At 40.8% G+C, this 16635-nt stretch carries 14 protein-coding genes and 4 pseudogenes; 14 read left to right on the top strand and 4 right to left on the bottom strand.

Annotated elements, in window-relative coordinates; all coding sequences use genetic code 11:
- The first annotated feature begins 4 nt into the window (after nucleotides 1-4).
- The 4 genes and pseudogenes from JCM19033_RS20085 (at nucleotide 5) to murC (ending at nucleotide 3422) form a co-directional block, all read left to right on the top strand.
- Nucleotides 5-1106 (top strand): annotated as a pseudogene (locus JCM19033_RS20085) (nicotinate phosphoribosyltransferase).
- The gene (locus JCM19033_RS20080; RefSeq protein WP_054637660.1) at nucleotides 1096-1527 is read left to right on the top strand and encodes a hypothetical protein; all 432 of its coding nucleotides are present in this window, start codon (nucleotides 1096-1098) and stop codon (nucleotides 1525-1527) included. The pseudogene JCM19033_RS20085 and the gene JCM19033_RS20080 overlap by 11 nt, the downstream one beginning before the upstream one ends.
- A gap of 44 nt (nucleotides 1528-1571) precedes the next feature.
- Nucleotides 1572-1805 (top strand): hypothetical protein, encoded by a 234-nt coding sequence (locus tag JCM19033_RS20075; protein WP_054637659.1) that lies wholly within the window; start codon nucleotides 1572-1574, stop codon nucleotides 1803-1805.
- A gap of 323 nt (nucleotides 1806-2128) precedes the next feature.
- A pseudogene (gene murC / locus JCM19033_RS20070) lies at nucleotides 2129-3422 on the top strand (UDP-N-acetylmuramate--L-alanine ligase).
- A gap of 206 nt (nucleotides 3423-3628) precedes the next feature.
- Here the strand turns inward: murC and JCM19033_RS20065 are convergent.
- On the bottom strand, nucleotides 3629-4747 hold the full coding sequence (locus JCM19033_RS20065) for an aminopeptidase (protein WP_054637658.1): 1119 nt from the start codon (nucleotides 4745-4747) through the stop codon (nucleotides 3629-3631).
- A 238-nt stretch (nucleotides 4748-4985) separates the two neighbouring features.
- On the opposite strand from JCM19033_RS20065, the gene JCM19033_RS20060 reads away from it, so the two are divergent.
- From JCM19033_RS20060 to JCM19033_RS20020, 9 genes are all read left to right on the top strand, one after another.
- Nucleotides 4986-5441: a DUF948 domain-containing protein gene (locus tag JCM19033_RS20060; RefSeq protein ID WP_054637657.1), complete on the top strand. Its 456-nt coding sequence runs from the start codon at nucleotides 4986-4988 to the stop codon at nucleotides 5439-5441.
- Between the two features lie 6 nt (nucleotides 5442-5447).
- The gene (locus JCM19033_RS20055; RefSeq protein WP_054637656.1) at nucleotides 5448-5936 is read left to right on the top strand and encodes a YtxH domain-containing protein; all 489 of its coding nucleotides are present in this window, start codon (nucleotides 5448-5450) and stop codon (nucleotides 5934-5936) included.
- A gap of 19 nt (nucleotides 5937-5955) precedes the next feature.
- The gene (gene ytxJ, locus JCM19033_RS20050) at nucleotides 5956-6288 is read left to right on the top strand and encodes a bacillithiol system redox-active protein YtxJ (protein WP_054637655.1); all 333 of its coding nucleotides are present in this window, start codon (nucleotides 5956-5958) and stop codon (nucleotides 6286-6288) included.
- A gap of 275 nt (nucleotides 6289-6563) precedes the next feature.
- The gene (locus JCM19033_RS20045) at nucleotides 6564-7640 is read left to right on the top strand and encodes a bifunctional 3-deoxy-7-phosphoheptulonate synthase/chorismate mutase (protein WP_054637654.1); all 1077 of its coding nucleotides are present in this window, start codon (nucleotides 6564-6566) and stop codon (nucleotides 7638-7640) included.
- Between the two features lie 374 nt (nucleotides 7641-8014).
- Nucleotides 8015-9013: a catabolite control protein A gene (ccpA, locus tag JCM19033_RS20035; protein WP_054637652.1), complete on the top strand. Its 999-nt coding sequence runs from the start codon at nucleotides 8015-8017 to the stop codon at nucleotides 9011-9013.
- A gap of 65 nt (nucleotides 9014-9078) precedes the next feature.
- Nucleotides 9079-9858, top strand: a complete 780-nt coding sequence (gene motP / locus JCM19033_RS20030) for a flagellar motor protein MotP (protein ID WP_054637651.1) — start codon at nucleotides 9079-9081, stop codon at nucleotides 9856-9858.
- Nucleotides 9859-9879: 21 nt separating this feature from the next.
- A complete protein-coding gene (gene motS / locus JCM19033_RS20025) occupies nucleotides 9880-10620 on the top strand; it encodes a flagellar motor protein MotS (protein WP_054637650.1) in 741 nt (246 codons plus the stop codon).
- A 290-nt stretch (nucleotides 10621-10910) separates the two neighbouring features.
- Nucleotides 10911-11069, top strand: a complete 159-nt coding sequence (locus JCM19033_RS27750) for a hypothetical protein (RefSeq protein WP_306301413.1) — start codon at nucleotides 10911-10913, stop codon at nucleotides 11067-11069.
- Nucleotides 11036-11614, top strand: coding sequence for a 5'-methylthioadenosine/adenosylhomocysteine nucleosidase (locus JCM19033_RS20020; protein ID WP_306301414.1), 579 nt, complete (start codon nucleotides 11036-11038; stop codon nucleotides 11612-11614). The genes JCM19033_RS27750 and JCM19033_RS20020 overlap by 34 nt, the downstream gene beginning before the upstream one ends.
- A gap of 33 nt (nucleotides 11615-11647) precedes the next feature.
- Here the strand turns inward: JCM19033_RS20020 and JCM19033_RS20015 are convergent, their stop codons facing one another.
- From JCM19033_RS20015 to JCM19033_RS20005, 3 genes and pseudogenes are all read right to left on the bottom strand, one after another.
- Nucleotides 11648-12811 carry an acetoin utilization protein AcuC gene (locus tag JCM19033_RS20015; protein WP_054637649.1) on the bottom strand — a complete coding sequence of 388 codons (1164 nt, stop codon included), beginning with the start codon at nucleotides 12809-12811 and terminating at the stop codon, nucleotides 11648-11650.
- Nucleotides 12808-13452 carry an acetoin utilization AcuB family protein gene (locus JCM19033_RS20010; RefSeq protein WP_054637648.1) on the bottom strand — a complete coding sequence of 215 codons (645 nt, stop codon included), beginning with the start codon at nucleotides 13450-13452 and terminating at the stop codon, nucleotides 12808-12810. Before JCM19033_RS20010 ends, JCM19033_RS20015 begins: the two co-directional genes overlap by 4 nt.
- Nucleotides 13453-13500: 48 nt before the next feature.
- A pseudogene (locus tag JCM19033_RS20005) lies at nucleotides 13501-14132 on the bottom strand (GNAT family N-acetyltransferase).
- Nucleotides 14133-14341: 209 nt separating this feature from the next.
- Between JCM19033_RS20005 and acsA the strand changes: the two are divergent.
- A pseudogene (acsA, locus tag JCM19033_RS20000) lies at nucleotides 14342-16059 on the top strand (acetate--CoA ligase).
- The last annotated feature ends 576 nt before the right edge of the window (nucleotides 16060-16635 follow it).

The raw sequence follows: 16635 nt of genomic DNA, 5'->3' as shown, positions 1-16635 counted from the left end.
ACTTATGAAGGAAATTGGATTGAAGCTAGAGGGAAAAATCAAGCGTTTAACGAATAAAAACGTTTAAATTTGATGAAAGAGTAGGAGAAGGCTGGTTTTCTGCTGTTTATTTTCTTAAAACACGTGAAATAGCGGAAAAATATAAGCCTGACAGTCAGGTTACAATGCAGTTCTTTCAAAAGCAGCATGCTGTATTGTGCGGTACCGATGAGGTAATAGCTTTAATAAAGACTTTTGCCAAAGACCCGGAAGATCTTGAAATTCGCTCACTTGAAGATGGAGACAAGATTAAGCCTTATGAGACAGTCCTGACGATTACAGGTGCTTATCAGAATTTTGGCTTTTTAGAAGGTATTATTGATGGAATTTTTGCCCGCCGGACCTCTGTTGCTACAAATGTTTATAATGTCGTGAAATCAGGGCGTAAATCCGGTATTCAGAAACCTATTATTTTCATGGGAGACAGAGATGATCATTTTACCCAGCAATCAGGTGACGGATACGCAGCTTATATTGGCGGATCAAAAGCACAAGCAACCCATGCGATGAATGAATGGTGGGGGAAGAAAGGCATGGGTACAATGCCACATGCATTAATTCAACTATTTAACGGAGACCTTGTTGAAGCTGCAAGAGCATATAAAGAAACGTATCCTGACGACGATTTAATTGCGCTGGTTGATTATAACAATGATGTGGTTACCGATTCCTTAAAAGTGGCCAGGGAATTTGGCTCGGAGTTAAAAGGAGTAAGAGTCGATACTTCTAATAATATGGTAGACCAGTATTTTTGCCGAAATCCCGAAGTAATGGGCTCCTTTGATCCTAGAGGAGTTAACCAGGAATTAATTTTTGCCCTCCGCCGTGCTTTGGACAATGAGGGTTATGATCATGTGAAGATTATGGCGAGCGGCGGCTTTACAGCTGAAAGGATTGCTTCCTATGAAGCGGCAGAAGTTCCAATTGATATTTACGGGGTAGGGAGCAGCCTGCTGAAGATAAATATAGGCTTCACTGGTGATAATGTAATACTAAATGGAAAACATGAGGCTAAAGCAGGAAGAGAACTGAGAGAAAACCCTAGACTGGAACTCATTGATTATTAAAGATGTTATTGGTGTGAAGGAGGTCTCGGAATATATGCAGCAGGATGTTTCAAATTTCAAAGCGTACCGGGACCAAAAACAAACAGAAGCTGATCAGGCCTTACATGAATTATATGAAAGCTATTTTTCCTGGCTCGAGAAAAATACGAATCTGCGAGAAAAAGTTCGTGCCAAACACATTTTTAAAGAAAAGACTGACATGCACCCTGATAAATTGAATGAGACGTCCTGGCTTCTTCAATTTGAACATTGGTTCGCATTTGATTATGTTACAGTCATAGGTTCCAGAATGTTCGATTTATTCGTCCGAAAAAACCAAGGATATATGACCAAAAAGATGTTGGAGCTATCCGGCCTTATCATGACTTCGGCGATCCAGCTTTTCAAACGACTGTTCAAGAAAGAGAAAGAGGATTTGTAAAGGGGATAGACCCAGTAACAGGGGTCAAATTAACAGTCTATTCCTTGGACTACTGGCTTCCGTTAGGCGATTTACAGGAGGGAGAGTACAGTCTTCTCAGGTATATTCGCTGTGGTTTCCGGGACACATTAATTGCTCCTCCTGTTCCTATTAAAAAAGACAAACAAGCTTTTGTGATTCAACAGATGAAAGAGCAGCACGGGTTACATGAGAGTCTCCAATGGCTTCGTTTCTTGAAAGAAGGTGGAGTTTCTTACCTCGCTTACATGAAAGAGTAATCCAATTCAAAGCAGAAAGTTGTGATTATCCATTTTGACCCGGCTTTTCATTCTTTGAAAGACCTCTCGGGCAGAGAGCCCTGAGGTCTTTTTATGCAAAAAATCACGTAGCGTAATTAAATGAATATAATTAGAAATATAAGGGTAAAGGAAGAGCAGTTTTGCATTAACCATGACTAAAGACAGGGATATCCCTCATTTGTTAAGAGCTCAGTTTTTGCTATAATAGTAAAGGTTCACTTACATACAGGAGATATTTACTCAACAGCAGTGTACTTTCCTGTACTTTTAAAGAGCAGGATTGAAGATGGAGGTCCAGTATTATGACTAATTATCACTTTATAGGGATTAAAGGCTCCGGGATGAGCGCTTTAGCTCAAATCCTTTACGATATGAAAGAAAACGTACAGGGATCAGATGTGCCTAAACGCTTTTTTACGCAGGTTCCATTAGAAAACAAAGGGATACCAATTTATGAATTCAGCAGTGACAACATCAAGGAAGGCCAGACGTTAATTGCCTCTCCTGCTTATGGAAGTGATCATGAAGAGGTACAGAAAGCAGAGGAGTTAAACATTCCGGTACATCTTTATCCTACTTTTTTAGGTCAATTCATCAAGAATTTCACTTCTGTAGCTGTGACCGGATCTCACGGGAAAACGTCTACAACAGGTTTGCTTGCTCATGTATTAGAAGAGTATAAGCCAACATCCTATCTTATTGGTGATGGAACAGGCAAAGGTGAAGAGAACAGTAACTTTTTTGTATTTGAAGCATGTGAATATAGAAGCACTTTCTTAATTATGAGCCGGATTACGCTATCATGACCAATATAGATTTTGATCACCCTGATTATTTTGAAGATGTGGATGACGTGGTAAGCGCTTTCCAGGAAATGGCACGCCAAGTGAACAAAGCGATTATCGCCTGTGGAGATGATGATCACCTGCAGGCTTTAAATGCAAATGTACCTATTGTGTTTTATGGTATTGAAGGAAAGCACGATTTTAATGCAGAGAACATCCGAACAGGTGAAGAAGGGACCACTTTTGATGTTCTTATCCGCGGAGACAGATTTGGCACCTTTACGATCCCTGGATTTGGCAATCATAATGTCTTAAACGCTTGGCTGTTATTGCCTTGTGTCACTATGAAGAAGTCCCGGCCCAAGTACTCAAAGAAAGGCTTGCAACCTTTCCAGGAGTAAAACGGCGTTTTACAGAGAAGGAAGTAGGACATCAAATCTTAATAGATGATTATGCCCATCATCCGACAGAAATTAAAGCTACACTGGAAGCAGGCCAGCAAAAGTATCCAGAGAGAGAAGTAGTTGCAGTGTTCCAGCCTCATACTTATACCAGGACCAGCAGGTTTTTGGATGAGTTTGCTGAAAGCTTAAAGGTTGCAGATTCTGTGTATTTGTGTGATATTTTCAGTTCTGCTCGGGAACAAAATGGGAAGCTCACCATTGAAGATTTGCAGGAAAAGATTCCTAACTCCAAGCTAATTACTGAAGAAACAATTGATCAGCTGAAACAGCATGAAGATGGAGTGGTCTTGTTTATGGGAGCTGGAGACATCCAAAAGTTTCAAAAGGCTTATGAAGAAGTTTTATAACGTCAAAGAAGGCAGGCTCAAAAATAATAGCCGGCCTTCTTTTTTGTTTGTTTTATGAACGATTAGATGGCCGTCAATAGAAGCAGGATGCCATCAGCTTTATTCGCTCTTTCAAAGAGCAAGGTGAAACGCAGCGAGGAAATGCTTACAGATGAACTCCATTTCTTTTACAAAAGCTTATCATTTCCCTTATTACCGGAAAAAAGCTATCTTTTTAAGTTTTCTGGGTTTAGCTGCTCCAGCTCCGGAAGGACAAACCGTCCGTCTTTGCGAATGAGTTTGTCGTCGAAATAGATTTCCCCTCCTCCATAATCGCTTCGTTGAATGGCAACAATATCCCAGTGAATAGCCGAGTCGTTGCCATTTGGAGCTTCGTCGTAACATTGGCCAGGTGTAAAATGAAAGCTTCCATCAATCTTTTCGTCAAATAATATATCTTTCATCGGATGCTGGATATAGGGGTTAACTCCTATAGCAAACTCCCCGATATAACGGGCCCCATCATCTGTGTTAAGGATTTCATTCAGGCGTGCAGTATCATTAGCACTGGCTTCTGTGATCTTTCCTTCCTTAAACGTAAAGCTGATATTTTCAAATGTTTTACCTTGATAAGGAGAAGGAGTATTATAGGTGATGACACCGTTCACAGATTGTTTGACTGGTGCTGTAAAGACTTCTCCATCAGGAATATTAAACTCTCCAGCACATTTAATAGCAGGAATATCCTTAATAGAAAATGATAGGTTGGTTCCTGGGCCGGTAATTCTTACAGTGTCTGTTTTATTCATTAACGAGACAAGTGCATCCATTGCCTGATCCATCTTCTGATAGTCAAGGTTACAGACATCAAAGTAGAAATTTTCAAATCCTTCTGTGCTCATGTTCGCAAGCTGCGCCATAGATGAAGTAGGGTAGCGAAGAACACACCATTTAGTTTGGGGCACTCGAATATGTCTATGTACTTTGGTTTGAATCGTTCTTCCTTGCAGAGACATCTTATCGGCCGGGATATCTGACAATTCGGCAATATTATCTCCAGCTCTAAGACCAATATAGGCATCCATCTTTTCCATCACTGCTGCTTCAAAATCGGCCATCAATTCATACTGCGCCTCTGTTCCTTCCATGAGCAGAGCACGGTCTATTGTATAGTCCTTAAGCGTGACAAAAGGCTGCCCGCCAACCGAGTATGCTTCTTTTACAAGAGCTTTGACGAGGGGAGGCTGAAGACCGAAATTTTCAATGAGCAGCCTTTCTCCCTTTTGCAGGCGAACGGAATGTTGGATAAGATTTTTAGCTAATTGCTGAATACGTGGGTCGTGCATAATTTTATCCCCCTGAAATGGATCTTTCGTTACTAAGCAGACAAGATTATTTTACCAAATAACAAGAAAGTCGATACCTTTTAATACTGTAAAAAATAATTGTGACTTTTAACAGGATTTAGAATGTTATTGTAGAATTGATTTTTAACCTTCCTTTTGAGAAGCTGTATTTCTAGACAACTTGGGTTTTGAAAAGTAATAATTGTGGTAAATGTTTGAGTAGGAGGTGCTATCAGTCATGGAACTAGTTTACATAAGTGCTCTTATTGTTGCACTTGCCTTTGCAGCGCTTGTTGTGTATGTTATTAAAACACTTAAAGCAGCGAATAGTACCATTGATCGTGTAGCTAATACACTAGACAATTTTGAAAAACAGATCAAGGGGATTACAACTGAAACAGAACATCTGATGGAAAAAACAAATAAAATAGCTGATGATGTGCAGTATAAATCTGACTCATTAAATAGTTTATTTGTTTCTTTGAAGGATGTTGGAGATTCCTTGCAGACCATGAACCGTTCCTTCAAGGATGTTTCCAATACCGTTTCACAACAATCCCAGCAGCGTTCTGAGGAAGTAGCCAAGGTTGTACAATGGGGAAATGCAGCAATCGATTTATATGCAAAATGGAAGGATAAAAAAAGGCAGAAAGACTTAGAAAAACAGCTGAAAGAAACAAAACCAAGGGGGTAACTTATCATGGCAGAAATTAATACTAAGGATTTTCTTATTGGAACATTAATCGGTGGAATTGTAGGAGCTTCCGCGGCTTTGTTGACAGCTCCAAAGGCAGGCAAGGAATTGCGTACAGATCTAACAGATGGAGCACAGTCTGCTAAAGAAAGAACAAGTAACTATGCAAATAACGCTTACCAAAAAGGAAATGAGTGGGCAAGCTATGCCAAAGAAAAATCAAACAATATTGCCCAAACAGTTACCGACCAGTCTAACCAGATTTACGGAAGAGTAAAAGAGGCTGCCGGAACATTGAAAAAAGAAGCTGAAGATACACAAAAAACAGCTGAAGAACTTGCCCAAGATCTTGCAAACGACATGAAAGAATCCGGAGAAGAAATTGATCAAACTGTCCAAAGCGAAGTAAAAGATATTCAACAATCCATTGAAGAAGAAGCTGAGCAAAGCTTAAAGGGTACGGAAGAAAACAAAGAAGAACCTAACCGTTACTAACAGACAGGGAGAGACAAGCATGAGCTTAGTCAAGCTGAATGAGGTCGAAGAATTTGATAACGCCTTATCGAATGAGGAGAAGGTGCTTATCTTTAAGAATAGCGTTACGTGTTCTATAAGTGAGGCAGCATTTAAGGAATTAGAAGCGTTCACAACGGACCATCCTGAAAGCCGTTTTTTTTATCTCAATGTTCAAGATGCACGCCCTTTATCTGACTATATAGCTGAAACCTTTGATGTGAAGCATGAATCTCCACAGGCCTTGATTATTCGAAGAAACAATGTAGTATGGCATGATTCTCATTGGAGAGTGACATCTCAAATGTTAGATCAAAAATGGGAAGAGGCATAAGAGTCATAAAAAAGCATTCCTTACTGAGTGAGTACCTGTTCAGTGATGGAATGCTTTTTTTGATGCACCTAAGATAAGAATAAACGGTTCACTCTGGCTGATCATTGTATAGTGTTTTTTGTCGTTTGAGGAGCTACGTAATGGGATAAAATGCTTTATCGCTTAAAAGCGTTTAATTAATAAAGAAAAAAAGGATGACATGGTCCGCTTCATCGTTTATAATAATCCCTAACACCAAAAAGGCATACCGCAGAAAAAAGGGAGTGGAGTAGAGAATGAGTAACGAACGATTGGACAATTTAAGGGAACAACTAGATGACGTTAACTTAAAATTACTTGATTTAATTAATGAAAGAGCAAAACTGGCACAAGAAATAGGGGAAGTGAAAAGCAGATCTGGACAGAAACGTTTTGACCCGGTTCGGGAAAGAAAGATGTTGGATCTTATTGCTGAAAATAATGAAGGACCTTTTGAGACTTCAACTCTTCAACATCTATTTAAACAAATATTTAAAGCAAGCCTTGAGCTTCAAGAGGATGACAACCAAAAAGCTCTGCTTGTTTCCAGGAAAAAGCATCCTGAAAATACAATTATTGACCTAAAAGGTGAAACATTAGGAAACGGGCAGCAGCGTTTAATCATGGGACCTTGTTCGGTTGAGAGCTATGATCAAGTATATGCTGTAGCAAAAGCAATGAAAGAGCAAGGGTTAACATTGCTGCGTGGGGGCGCGTTTAAACCTCGTACTTCTCCTTACGATTTCCAGGGGCTTGGAGAAGAAGGATACCAGATCCTGCGTCAGGTAGCAGACGAGCTTGATATGGTTGTTATTAGTGAGGTAGTCAGCCCAGCACACGTAGAAATGGCTGTAAAGTACGTAGATGTTATCCAAATTGGCGCAAGAAACATGCACAGCTTCGAGCTTTTAAAAGAAGTGGGTAATGTAAATAAACCGGTTCTCTTAAAAAGAGGTCTTTCTGCAACAATTGATGAATTCATTAAAGCAGCAGAATATATCATTGCCAATGGAAATGAACAAATTATCCTTTGTGAAAGAGGAATCCGCACATACGAAAAAGCAACAAGAAATACGTTAGATATTTCTGCAGTACCAATTCTTAAACAGGAAACTCACTTGCCTGTTGTGGTCGATGTAACTCACTCCACCGGACGCCGCGATTTGTTGCTGCCAACAGCAAAAGCAGCTCTGGCCATTGGGGCAGATGCAGTTATGGCTGAGGTTCATCCTGACCCTGCGGTTGCTCTTTCCGACTCCGCTCAGCAAATGGATATTCCAACCTTTGATAAGTTTGTCAAAGACCTTCGTGAACAAGGATTATATAAAGGATAAAGGTATGAAGGGCGTCCCAAAAGTCTGGCTTTTGGGGACGCCCTTTTTTGATAAGGAACAGGTGACAGCAAGGGAAAGGGACAAGCATTCCTCTGCGTTAAGGAGGGAGCCTGACGTTTTCAGCTCACTTCATCACACTCCGTTACCTTCGTTTGAGGCAAACACCTCAAGACCTCAGAGAAAATGATAATATAACGAATGTCTCAAAAGAGAGACAGATGAAAACAGCAGAAAGTGATTTTTTGAAAAAAACTCTGTAAAAATAATAAAACTTACCGATATAACGGGGGAAGGAATTGCGGAACCTCCTTAAGTTATAATATGATAACACTACGTGAGTAAGTGCTTTTAAGGAAAAAAGAGGAGGATTTCTAGTGAATACAACCATTTATGATGTAGCACACGAAGCAGGAGTATCCATGGCCACGGTATCTAGAGTCGTAAATGGCAATCCCAATGTTAAACCTGCAACGAGAAAGAAAGTGTTAGATGCCATTGAGCGGCTTGGCTACCGGCCCAACGCGGTGGCACGTGGGCTTGCCAGTAAAAAAACAACAACAGTTGGCGTGATTATCCCAGACATCTCCAGTATCTTTTTTGCAGAACTGGCTAGAGGGATAGAAGATATCGCCACGATGTATAAGTATAATATTATTCTTTGTAACTCCGACCAAAATAAAGATAAAGAAATTCATCTCATTAATACTCTTCTGGAAAAACAAGTGGATGGTATCTTATTTATGGGTGGAGAAATTACTGATGAGCATGCGGAACAATTCAAACTGTCTCCTGTTCCAGTTGTTTTAGCTGCAACTCTTGATGAAAAAGGAGAAATCCCTTCTGTAAATATTGATTATCAGCAAGCGGCTTTTGATGCGGTAACTGCTTTAATTGAAAAGGGTCATCAAAGAGTCGGCATGGTGTCAGGATCTTTAGAAGATCCAGTCAACGGTTACCAGAAATTCAGCGGATACAGAAAAGCTCATGAAAACGCAGAAATTGAATTTGATGAAACATTAGTAGCTATCGGAGATTATTCTTATCACGCAGGAATGGATGCAGCAAAATCATTAAACAAGCAGGAAAACCCTCCTACCGCTGTATTTGCAGCAACGGATGAAATGGCATTAGGCGTTATCCACGGTTTTCAGGATGAGGGGATAAAAGTTCCTGAAGATGTAGAAGTAGTGGGCTTTGATAACACTCGTTTAGCAACAATGGTTAGGCCAACGTTAACAACTGTAGTGCAGCCTATGTATGATATCGGTGCTGTTTCTATGAGACTCCTGACTAAATTCATGAATAAAGAAGAAGTAGACGACCAGATTGTGGTTCTTCCCCATCGTATCGAATATCGACAGTCTACAAAATAAGCATTCATGGAACACTTGTTGTAATTTTACCCTTTAATCATTGTGTTCCAGACAGGGAGAAGTTTATGAAAAAACTTGATCTTTTAACCCCGATAGGGATACTTTTGGGGATTACAACAATTTTATTTGCCATATTTACAAATGCGGGAATCGGATCTGTAGTTTTTTTCATACAGTTAGCTGCTTTCCTGATTGTGATTGGTGGATTGTTCGCGGCTTTACTCATTAATTTTTCGATACAGGATATCAAGGCGCTGCCAAGAGTGATGAGAGAGGTATTCCGTCATGATCCTCAAAATCTTAGAGAATTAATAAATACATTTACACACCTGTCAACAGTTGCAAGAAGAGAGGGTCTCCTTGCTTTGGAAGCAAGCTCTGAAGACGTGGAGGACCCTTTTATCCGAAAGGGAGTTATGCTGTCTGTTGATGGACTTGAGCCCGAAGTAATAAAAGATATTATGACCGCCGAAATTATTGCTATGGAAGAGCGCCATAGAAAGGGTAGGCTTATATTTCTTAAAGCAGGGGAGTATGCCCCTGCCTGGGGTATGATCGGTACGCTGGTCGGTTTGGTGCTTATGCTTCAGCAGCTGGAAGACCCAGCAAGCCTGGGGCCAAATATGGCTCTTGCACTCATTACTACTTTATATGGAACAATCCTTGCTAATCTGGTTTTTTTGCCTATGGCAAGCAAGCTCGCCCAGAAATCAGAGGATGAAATTTTTGCCAAACAGATCGTTATTGAAGGAATCATTGGCATTCAATCAGGCCAAAATCCCAAAATACTTGAGGAAAAGCTAAGTGCTTCGTTCACTATGATAAGAAAAAGGAAGAAACTGTGAATGAAGGGGAGGAACTTGTAAATGAGGCGTAGGAGACAAGAAGAAGAGGAAAAAGGGTCTCCCAGGTGGATGACTACTTTCTCGGATATGATTTTGCTAGTTCTTGTTTTCTTCGTGATGCTGTTCTCTATGTCGGTAGTAGATGCACAAAAATTCAGAAGCCTGGCGGAATCCTTCCAGCAAAATGATATACTCGATCATCAGTCATCTATCATTGATTTAAATGACCAGCTTGACGAGTCCTCAGCAACTGAAAGTGAAGGAAAAATCGAAGGCGTTGAAGACGAAGAATCTGAAGGGTATAATTTGGAGTCTTTGTTAGAAGAGGTTGAACAATACTTAGGAGACAATGACTTAGATGAAGTGATTACCGCAAGGCAAGAGGAAAGAGGAGTGGTTCTTACTTTACAGGAAAGATTGTTGTTTGAAACAGGAGAAGCTGACATCATTGAAGATGCTGCACCTTTCCTAAAAAAAGTAGGTACGTTACTAACCTCTCTTCCTAACGAAGTGACTGTGGAAGGACATACGGACAACCGTCCGATTTCAACCTATCGTTACCCTTCAAATTGGGAATTATCCGGGGCGAGAGCAAGCAGCGTTATTCGTCATATTCTTCAAGAGAATGAATTGGATGATGAACGTTTTTTAGCGATCGGGTATGGAGACACAAGGCCGGTAGCACCAAACGATACGCCTGAGAATTTACAGGAAAACAGGCGGGTGGTTATCATTATCTCAGATCCCTCATATGAAGAGTAAAAGTCCTGGGACAACTCCAGGATTTTTTTGTTAGGCTTTGTTACATGTTGTTGTAGAATTTCTTTAACAGACGCTCCCTTACATCAAAGGCACTCGGGTATGCCCTTAGCTTCCTCGGGAAAACAACCCTGTCTGATTTTAGGCATATAATGTTTTCGAAGTTGCCTCGCGCTTGATTACAATCAAATGACTTATAATCATCATTCTTGGCCTTTAACAGTGCCTTTTATTCAAATAATTTTTGTTTATAATATGTAACATCACGTAATAAAGAGCAGGAGAGTGAAAAAATGAACTGGGGCATTATCGGAGCTATGGATGAAGAAGTAGCCGAGCTTAAAAAAGAAATGAATATAGAGGTAACCCGACAAATTGCTCATGTAATGTTTTACAAAGGAACCTTAACGGAAGAGATATCGTATTATGCAAATCAGGTGTCGGAAAGGTGAATGGGGCGCTAACCGCTCAATTACTCATCGACCATTTCCAAGTAAACGTAATTGTTTTTACTGGAGTAGCTGGTGCTTTAGATCCAAAATTAAATATAGAGGATATAGTAATCTCATCATCCTGCCAGCAGCATGACCTGGATGCTACCGCCTTAGGATTCAGCCGGGGAGAAGTTCCCATGTTTTCAAGGGAATCGGTATTTAAAGCTGATGAAATGCTGATTAATCAAGCATTAGCTGCTGGAAAACATTTGTCAGACGTGGAGGTGTACACCGGCAAAATACTGAGCGGGGACCAGTTTATTGCGGACAAGAAGGAAGTTGAGGATCTATTTTTGACTTTTGACGGGAAATGCGTAGAAATGGAGGGAGCTGCAGTAGCTCACGCGGCTGTTGTAAATGAGGTGCCTTTCTTAATTATCAGATCCATGAGTGATAAAGCAGACGGAGAAGCTACGATGAATTTTGCTGAATTTACAAAGAGAGCGTCAGCTCGTGCAGTCAGCATTATTAAAGGGATGCTGTCTGAAAGGCAAGAGACGTAGCCCCTGAATGTTTTCAGGCTACGTCCTGTATTCCTACTTTTTTTCATTTCGAATATGATAAAGAGCCTTCTCCAGGTTTTTATGGTTTTTTTCTGTGATTTCACTTTTTCGCGGGATAGGTGCGTACATATTCATAGGGTCTTCCCACTTGACCGGGAGAGGGACAGGAGACTTTTCCTTCCATTTTTGAATCCAGCTTTCAGGAAGAGATCCTTCAGCTGTATGAAGGGAATTAATCATTTCAAGCCAAATCATAGACCAGGCTCTGGGAACAACACGCCAAATATCGTAGCCACCGCCTCCAACAGCAATCCATCGTCCTTCACAGTATTCATGGGCCAGCTTATGAGCGATCCTTGGTATTTCCTTGAAAATACGAATAGTTGATGACAAGTGTGTCAAAGGGTCAAGGTAATGAGCATCTGCTCCGTTTTGGGTGAGAATGACATCAGGCTTAAAGAATTCAATGACTTCTCGAAAAGAGGTTTCATATACTTCAAGAAAGGATTCATCTTCTGTAAACGCATCCACGGGAACATTAATGGAAAATCCAAACCCTTGTCCTTGCCCTTTTTCGTTCACACTTCCCGTACCAGGAAAAAGGTATCTTCCTGTTTCATGGATGGAAAGAGTACATACATCTGATTCCTCATAAAACGCCCACTGCACTCCATCTCCGTGATGAGCATCTGTATCTACATAAAGAACTCTTGCCCCATATTTTTTACGCATATATTCAATTGCTATAGAGCTGTCATTATAAATACAAAATCCCGATGCTTTTCCCCTGAATCCGTGGTGGAGGCCTCCGCCGAGATTTAACGCATGTAAAGACTTACCTTCCATAACTAAGTCAACGGCAGTTAATGTGCCTCCCACAAGTAAAGCTGCTGCTTCATGCATATTTTTAAATATAGGGGTGTCGTCTGTTCCAATTCCGTAATTATTAGCTATCCCGAGACTAAGCTCACCTTTCCCTGCTGCTTTGACAGCATCCATGTAGCCTTTATCATGGATAAGACCAATTTCTTCATCTGTGGCCATTCTAGGGGGGACAATTTCGCTTTTCTGAATGGCACCAAGCTCTTTTAATAAATCAAATGTTAAATTTAAACGAACATGATTAAAGGGATGGTCTTCGCTGAATTTATAAGTGAGCTGATCTTCTGAGTATACAAACAAAGCTTCGTGCATCATAAGCCAGGCTCCGGTTGGATAGGCCAGTATATTTCAAATCCTTTGGACTTAATAGCCTTGATAACCCCCCTTGGATCCATTGTCTGTACGCGTACAGTAATAATCTTATAGCTTACATCCTTGTGTGGGTATACAAGGACACTGGTGACATTTACGTTGTTTTCTCTTAAAATATTAGCAATCTCTGCAAGTTGGCCAGATATATTTGGAACCTTAACCTCTATTTGAGAGCTTGGCTGGTGAGCCCCTGTTAATTCAACCAAAGTATGCAGAATGTCAGTACCAGTAATAAGCCCTAAAAATTTATCGTCTTCTGCAATCGGGAGGCAATTGATCTGGTGTTCGTACAAAACCGATGCTACTTCTTCCACAAAATCAAGAGGATGAGCAGTAATAACCGGGTATTTCATAATAGTTGAGACTGGCTTCTGATAGTCTTCTAAGTGTTCATTCGTATGGAATATAGAAGGACTGGCATCCCGAACATCTCGATCCGAAACAATCCCTGCAATCGTATTATCTTCTTCTAAAATTGGAATGTGGCGTATTCTATGCTTCTCAAGAAGAAGCATAGCCTCTTCAATTGTTGCATCTTTACCAAGAGTAACAGCATCTTTCTTCATAATTTCTTCTACCAACATAGTCATCACCTCTTTAAAGCGCTTTCAGATCCATAATAGGTTGAATAATTAATACATAAACCTGTTTGTAAACCGTACAGCATCAAACTCTTGAATGTCTTCGGTTTTAACTCTGCTCCCGATTCTGACCATCAGGCAGTTTGCAGGATGGGAGCTGATTTCCGGGTCATCGGTAGCCATCCATTCAAGTCCCCCGGCATTCATCATTTTTTCCATTACTTTTCGGTATTCCCAAACTGAGAGCCCACTGCCTTTTAAGTCCCAGTGCCAATAATATTCAGTTGTAATAACAATATAATCTTCCATTGCATCATCAAGCTGGATAGTTCAAGCAGACCGGTGCCCAGCTTCGCTCCTCTGTAGCCATCAGCCACTTCTATGGCGCCTAATTCTAATAAATTATCCATTTTCGCATTCGACCAGCGTTCCATAGGATCTGGATAAACAAACGTCACGTATCCTATGACTGTGTTTCCATCTACGGCTACATTAATCCGGCCTTCAGGAAGGTCAGCAATTCCAATCAGTGCTTTCTTTTGTTCTTCAGGCTTTCGAAAGGCTATTAACCCTTCGTGAAATTCGTATTCATTAAGTTTTTTTCCAGAAATCGGTCCTTCAAGTAAAATGGTTCGATCTTGGAAATTCACCTCATTTGAATAGTATCTTTTCTTATGGATCATGGAAGTACCACCTTTTATGATTGGTAAGATGTGAACTATCACAATTATACATGACTAGATTTTCTATGGTTACATTTTACCGAAATTCGGTTACAAGATACACAATTTTGACAAAATTCCACTTATCTTTGAATTTAAAATTGAAGAAAAATTCATAATATATTATACTACTTATGAAGAGAGAACTTCAAAAGAGAGGAAGATGGTATATGAACGTGCAAACGCTTCCACCAAAGGATGGAAAATTCAATCTTGAAAGTTACGAAGAAGCGGCTAAGAACTTTGATTGGTCAGAAGCAGAGAAAAATTTCTCCTGGAGCGATACAGGAAAGGTTAACTTGGCCCATGAAGCCATCGATCGCTATGCTGACTCTCCTGATAAAAAAGATCAGGTCGCTTTATACTATAGCGATGCTAATAGAGATGAAAAGTATACTTTCTCCGAAATGAAAGAAATGACAAATAAGGCTGCAAACATTTTTAAGGAAGCAGGTATCACAAAAGGTGATCGCTTGTTCATCTTTATGCCTCGTTCTCCGGAACTTTACTTTGCGGTCCTAGGTGCTATAAAGCTAGGGGCAATTGTCGGCCCATTGTTCGAAGCATTTATGGAAGGTGCTGTCCGGGACAGACTAGAAGACAGTGACGCCAAAGCGCTGGTTACTACTCCAGATTTGCTTGAACGTGTTCCAGTTGATGATCTTCCAAATTTAAATACAGTATTTATCCAAGGGGATAATGTAAAAGAAGAAGGTCCTTACTTAGATTATAGTGCTCGTCTTGACAAGGCAAGCGGTGAATTTGAAGTTGAATGGGTTGATCGTGAGGATGGACTAATCCTTCACTATACTTCCGGATCTACCGGTAAACCAAAAGGTGTACTTCATGTACACAATGCAATGCTTCAACATTACCAGACAGCTAAATGGGTTCTTGATCTTAAAGAAGACGACGTGTACTGGTGCACAGCGGATCCTGGCTGGGTAACAGGAACATCCTACGGTATTTTTGGACCTTGGCTCGTAGGTGCTACTAACGTCGTAAGAGGAGGCCGCTTTAGCCCGCAGGATTGGTATTCCACGTTAGAAAAATACAAGGTGACAGTCTGGTATAGTGCTCCTACAGCATTCCGTATGCTTATGAGTGCAGGTGATGAACTGATGAAAGAGTATGACTTATCTTCTCTTCGTCACATCTTAAGTGTAGGGGAGCCATTAAATCCGGAAGTAGTTCGCTGGGGTGAAAAAGTCTTTAACCTTCGGATTCATGATACATGGTGGATGACTGAAACTGGGGCTCAAATGATTTGCAACTATCCTAGCATGACAATTAAGCCTGGATCCATGGGCAAGCCTATTCCAGGTGTGAAGCTGCAATCATTGATGACCAGGGGAATGAGTTGCCGCCAAACCGGATGGGGAACCTTGCAATTGAAAAAGGATGGCCATCCATGATGAGAACGATCTGGAATAATGAAGAGAAGTATAATAGTTACTTTGAGATTGATGGATGGTATGTCTCCGGGGATTCTGCTTACATGGATGAAGACGGATACTTTTGGTTCCAGGGTCGTATTGACGACGTCATAATGACAGCTGGAGAGCGAGTTGGTCCGTTTGAAGTAGAAAGTAAACTTGTGGAACATCCAGCAGTTGCTGAAGCAGGTGTTATTGGCAAGCCTGATCCTGTCCGGGGAGAAATTATTAAAGCATTTGTAGCATTAAGAGACGGCTATGAAGTTACAGAAGATTTAAAAGAAGAAATCCGTACCTTTGTGAAAAAAGGGTTAGCTGCTCATGCTGCGCCTAGGGAGATTGAATTCCGAGATAAGCTTCCTAAAACACGCAGTGGTAAGATCATGCGCCGCGTATTGAAAGCTTGGGAACTTGATTTACCAACAGGTGATTTATCTACAATGGAAGATTAAAAGGAAAGAGGCTGGGGACAAAACTCAGCTAAATAGAAGGGCCTTCACCGTCGGTGAGGGCCCTTACTTCTGTTGGTTGATTGTTAAAAATACAATCGCTTGCACCTATAGGTACAAGTGTGACATCCGTTCAGCTTCATTTCATTCGCATTCACGGTGTCTCGCGGGCAAGGATTTGGCTAACCACAGGCGAGATATACGGGAAGCGTGAGATAGACGTGGAGCTGAGCCGGTCTCCAAATTTCTGAAGGATAATTTGCATGTCCCCAGGAAGTCAATGAGAGGCAAGGAAAAAGTGAAAAACGACATAGGGGTGCTCCCTGATACCGTTGAACTTGAGAAAGTACACCCTCCAGTCGGGTAATCAAACAGTTTTGAATCCATAAATAAAGCTCCAATTATCAAAAGACGATAATGGAGCCTTATTCCCTTAGGTGAGACATGTTTGTCCTAGTCTCTTTTCTACAATATAGTTAGTTGTCTTCATCATCCGATTCTGAACCTTCTTCACTATTTTCCTGATCTTCAGCATTGGTATCCGCTTGATTTTCATCATTGTCAGTGTCTTCGTCATCT

The organism is Thalassobacillus sp. C254 (genome assembly GCF_001310615.1).
This window is presented reverse-complemented; position numbering and strand designations above follow the sequence as displayed.